Source organism: Candidatus Electronema sp. JC (assembly GCF_048287365.2).
Taxonomy (GTDB): domain Bacteria; phylum Desulfobacterota; class Desulfobulbia; order Desulfobulbales; family Desulfobulbaceae; genus Electronema.
On sequence record NZ_JBLWEM020000050.1, the window covers coordinates 1 to 4,446 of the forward strand.

6 protein-coding genes are annotated in these 4,446 nt (G+C 54.8%); 5 read left to right on the forward strand and 1 reads right to left on the reverse strand.

Translation table 11 applies throughout. The features are described 5' to 3' along the window. Positions 1-16 precede the first annotated feature (16 nt). Positions 17-142: a phosphoribosylformylglycinamidine synthase subunit PurQ gene (locus ACNKH3_RS08035; RefSeq protein WP_420208865.1), complete on the forward strand. Its 126-nt coding sequence runs from the start codon at positions 17-19 to the stop codon at positions 140-142. A gap of 89 nt (positions 143-231) precedes the next feature. After that, entirely contained in the window at positions 232-1,794 is a 1,563-nt protein-coding gene (locus tag ACNKH3_RS08040) for a GIY-YIG nuclease family protein (protein WP_420208866.1), read from the forward strand. A gap of 96 nt (positions 1,795-1,890) precedes the next feature. Here the strand turns inward: ACNKH3_RS08040 and ACNKH3_RS08045 are convergent, their stop codons facing one another. After that, positions 1,891-2,121 (reverse strand): BrnA antitoxin family protein, encoded by a 231-nt coding sequence (locus tag ACNKH3_RS08045; protein WP_417917033.1) that lies wholly within the window; start codon positions 2,119-2,121, stop codon positions 1,891-1,893. A 117-nt stretch (positions 2,122-2,238) separates the two neighbouring features. On the opposite strand from ACNKH3_RS08045, the gene ACNKH3_RS08050 reads away from it, so the two are divergent. The 3 genes from ACNKH3_RS08050 to ACNKH3_RS08060 all read left to right on the forward strand — a co-directional run. Then, positions 2,239-2,496: a hypothetical protein gene (locus ACNKH3_RS08050; RefSeq protein WP_417917029.1), complete on the forward strand. Its 258-nt coding sequence runs from the start codon at positions 2,239-2,241 to the stop codon at positions 2,494-2,496. Beyond that, a complete protein-coding gene (locus ACNKH3_RS08055; protein WP_417917028.1) occupies positions 2,493-2,879 on the forward strand; it encodes a type II toxin-antitoxin system VapC family toxin in 387 nt (128 codons plus the stop codon). The genes ACNKH3_RS08050 and ACNKH3_RS08055 overlap by 4 nt, the downstream gene beginning before the upstream one ends. A 74-nt stretch (positions 2,880-2,953) precedes the next feature. Further along, positions 2,954-4,446: phosphoribosylformylglycinamidine synthase subunit PurQ (locus ACNKH3_RS08060; protein WP_420208864.1), on the forward strand; the 1,493-nt coding region annotated here is incomplete at its 3' end.

The following is a 4,446-nucleotide window of genomic DNA, read 5'->3' on the forward strand; positions in this document are numbered from 1 at the left end:
CCGCCACTTGGCCCTGATGCCGCACCCGGAGCGAGCCTTCCTGCCGTGGCAATGCCACTGGCTGCCAAGGGAGATGCAGGGGCTGGAGGTCTCGCCCTGGCTGAGGATGTTCCAGAATGCACGGGAGTGGTGCAGGAGGTAGCAGAAAATAGCGGCAAAGGAGAGGAAATTGCCTTTCTTTTGTCGCTATCCTTATTGACAAATGGTTTAATGATTTCCAAATCATTACTTATGGAAGTTTCGCAAATAGAACTGAAATACCGGTTGGCGGTTCCACAACCGTCTGTTTCTCTGTCTTTATTCAAATCCAGAATTAAATCTGCTTTTGCCAGCGATCATGTCAGAGGAGTGCCTGAAAATATAATAAACGACGCTCTATATTTAAATGCCGCACAGTATAGAGCACGTTATAGCACAAGAAAAACAAATGTAAATATATATGGAAATATCGTTACGTTAGATGAGTATTTCAACGGGCTGTCCGATCCGGCAGTTACGTATCGGACCTTCTGGCAACGTGTCAAGAGGCTTGAAAAGGACAAATTGCTCGACTGGTCCACGATTGAGCAGGCTGGTACTCTATCAAATACTCATTGGATTGCTATTTTTGGAGGGGGACGAAGAAGAAGATTTATATACAAAGGAGAAGCATTCCCTGAACAGTTTGGTGTTGAATTTTCTAGCGTAGCAGCCTTCCTGCTTGAGATTGGCAAGTATGAAGAGCGTCACTCAATCTGGGCAAGATTGAAGAGCGGTTGGGATATAGACGAAGCGATTATTGCTCCAATAATTCCGCTTGATGGCAGAACTGGTCTGATCTACTTGATTACATGCACAAAAACATCGAAGAAATACGTGGGTCTGACACGAATGTCACTTGAGCAACGCTGGAGACATCATGTGAGAGTTGCGGTTGAGAACCGGGTGCAGACACCGCTGGCAAAAGAAATTTGTAGATTCGGCGAAAGCAGTTTCAGAATGGAGAGTTTGGAATTAGATATAAATCAAGAAGAACTCCCTGAACGGGAAAGATTCTGGATAAGAAAGCTAAACACTATGATTCCATCGGGATTAAATGCAGTTTCAGGCGGACAGATGGGAGGTGGCAGGGGACGGGCCATTGAATATGATGGGGAATCGTTCCAATCGCTTGAATCGGCTGCCTCTACGCTTTCACGTCGAACTGGCCTCGCAAAACACGTAGTTCTGAAAAGGCTCGGTCAATGCGAAGCACTGCCAGCCTCGGCAAGACGCATGAGCAACCATCCAGAAGCTGGCAGCAATTTATGGAGGAGGTGGAAATCTCTCATCAATGCTATTAAGAGTGGTCGTCGAAACGGAAATATTTGTGAAAAATGGATGAGCTACGATAACTTTGCTGCCGATGTTAGACCGGGTTTCAAACAGGATCTACGACTTATTCGCAAAGATGATTCCAAGCCTTGGTGTGCTGATAATTTCAAATGGGTCTCAAAGCAGGTAGCTATTGAAGCCGTACACGGATCTACCTACGAAATAGATGGCAGGATTTTTTACTCACTGGCATCAATAGCGAAGGCCTATGGCCTTCGATCATCAACGTTAAAGGATAGAATTCAAAAGCAGGGGCTATCCATTGAAGAAGCTGTAAGGAAACCATTAAATTCAACATCTAAGTATGCACGAAGTCTGCCAGTAGTAGTTGATGGAGAGGAATTTTCTTCGGAGAACGAAGCTGCCAAATATGCTGCTGCAAAGTACGGAATCACATTCCACCAAGCACGAGATCGTATTCGCCGCAACAGGCCGTTATAAGGAACGAATGAATAGCAAGCAGTCTTGACGATGGTCTGTTCACGCCGAATGCTGCCCATCCACATGCTTCTTCAGCACAGCATCAATCCTGCTCTGTCAGCCCTTGCCTCCAGCCTTGAAAAATTCCAGCACCTCAGCACTGAGCCGCAGCGTGGTTGACTGCTTCGCCCTGCTCTTCGGCGGCCTTCCACGCTTGGCTTGACCAAAGCGTGCAGCTCCGGGAAGGCGGCAAGCGGCTTCATCTCCGCCAGCTTCGTATCGTCCAGCAACGTGCCGTCTTTCTCCGCCTGCCGCGTGATGACCGCATCCTCCTGATCTGTCGGCAATATCGTTCCCGCTTTACGTTTCGGCATATCTTTGCACCTCCCGCCTGTTGGCTTTTTTCAGCTTCCAATATATACTTACGTTGAGATGTAAACGTAAGCATAACCAAAGGAGCTGACAATGGACAAGATACTCTCGGCACGGATAGACGAAGCGGTGATCCGCCAAATTGCCTTGCTGGCGCGTGAGCTGCGCACCACCAAGAAGGCGGTTATAGAAAGCGCAGTCAGATTCTACTCTGAACAGACCGGCCTGAAGAAACAAGTTGACGTGTTTGAAAGCACCTGCGGCAGTTGGAAGCGATCAGAGCCGCCTGAGGAAACCGTGCGCCAAGCCCGCTCCACGTTTAGGAAATCAATGGAGCGGCATCATCAATGAGGGCGTATATTGATGCGGATGTGCTGATCTGGCATCTTCGCGGCAAAGAGCAGGCCCGTGATTTCCTCATCCGCCTGCGGGATCATGGCGCATATGAGCTGTGGACTGGCGCGTTGCAGCGGGCTGAGATCGTGTTCTTCATGCGTCCTGATGAGTATGAGACTACGGAATTGTTTCTGTCGCAGTTCAAGACTGAGCCTGTGGATCAGAAACTTGTTGATGCTGCCGGGGCCTTGTATCGGAAGTGGCATCCGAGCCACGGCATTGATGTCAATGATGCAATGCTCGCCGCCGCAGCCATCCAGACCGGCGGCTGCATTTACACGCTGAACGTCAAGCATTACCCCATGCCGGAGGTGAAGGCTGTGAGGGCGTGGGAGTAGTTGCGGCGCGGCCTCGTCCATGCTTCAGGGCGAGAACGCTGCGGAGCTGGACTTCAACGCGGTGCAGCGCGGCGATGCGGAGATGGAGCAGAAGATGGAACCGGGTCATCCGCGCCTGCAATGAGATGGGCGGCAGGACGCTGATTGAGGTCATCCACGATCAGGGCGCGGGCGGCCCGGCCAACGTGCTGAAAGAGCTGGTCGAGCACTCCGGCGGGCGCATCGAAATCCGCAAGATACGGGTCGGTGATCCCACCATGTCGGTGCTGGAAATCTATGTGGCCGAGTATCAGGAGCGCAACGGCCTGCTGATCAGGCCGGAGAATATTGAGCAGTTCTTGGCGATTTGCGAGCGCGAGAAGGTTGCCTGCGAGGTGCTGGGCGAAGTCACCGGCGACCTGCGCTTTGTGGTCAGCGACGAGCAGGACGGCAGCACGCCAGTGGACGTGGAACTGAAGGAGGTGCTGGGGCATATTCCGCAGAAGACCTTTGAGGACAGCCGTGTGCCCGTAGGGGCACCTTGTATTATTCTGGGCACGACGACGGCGGCGGAGAAGCACATCCGCATCCATTGCAACGGCGAGCTGGTGCTGGATGAGGACATGCGCGTCCTGCGGCAGGAGTGGGAGGAAACCAGCTATCAGCTTGAGCGGCTGCAAGTGCATCCCGCCTGTGCGGAGGAAGAGCGGCGGAACATCTACGACCGCACGGCTCCGGCCTATCATCTGCCCTTCACCCCGCAGCCTTCGCCCAAGCATCTGCTGACTACAGCCAGCAAGCCCAAGGTCGCCATCCTCCGCGACGAGGGTTCCAACTCTGACCGGGAGATGAGTTCCGCCTTCCACGCTGCGGGCTTCGAGCCGTGGGACATCACCATGACCGACCTGCTCGCCGGGCGCGTCACGTTGGACGGCTTCCGGGGCATCGCGGCAGTGGGCGGCTTCTCCTATGCCGACGTGCCTGAGTCAGCCAAGGGCTGGGCCGCGACCATCCTCTTCAACGAGCGGCTGCGGACCATGTTCGATGCGTTCCTTGACCGTCCCGACACCTTCACCCTCGGCATCTGCAACGGCTGCCAGCTCTTCGGCCTGCTCGGCTGGGTGCCGTGGCGCGGCTTGGATGCGGCGAAGCAGCCGCGCTTCGTCCACAACACGTCGGGCCGCTTCGAGTCCCGCTGGACGACCGTGCGCGTGACCGACAGCCCGGCCATGATGCTGCGCGGCATGAGCGGCTTAGTCTTCGGCATCCACGTGGCCCACGGCGAGGGCCTGCTGCACTTCCCGGACGCGGCGGTGCGGGCTGAGGTGATCGGGCAGCGGTTGGTGCCGTTAGTCTATGCCGACGACAGCGGCGCGGTGACTGAGCAGTATCCCTTCAACCCCAACGGCTCGCCGGACGGATTCGCCGGGCTGTGCTCGCCCGATGGCCGCCACTTGGCCCTGATGCCGCACCCGGAGCGAGCCTTCCTGCCGTGGCAATGCCACTGGCTGCCAAGGGAGATGCAGGGGCTGGAGGTCTCGCCCTGGCTGAGGATGTTCCAGAATGCACGGGAGTGGTGCAGGAGGTA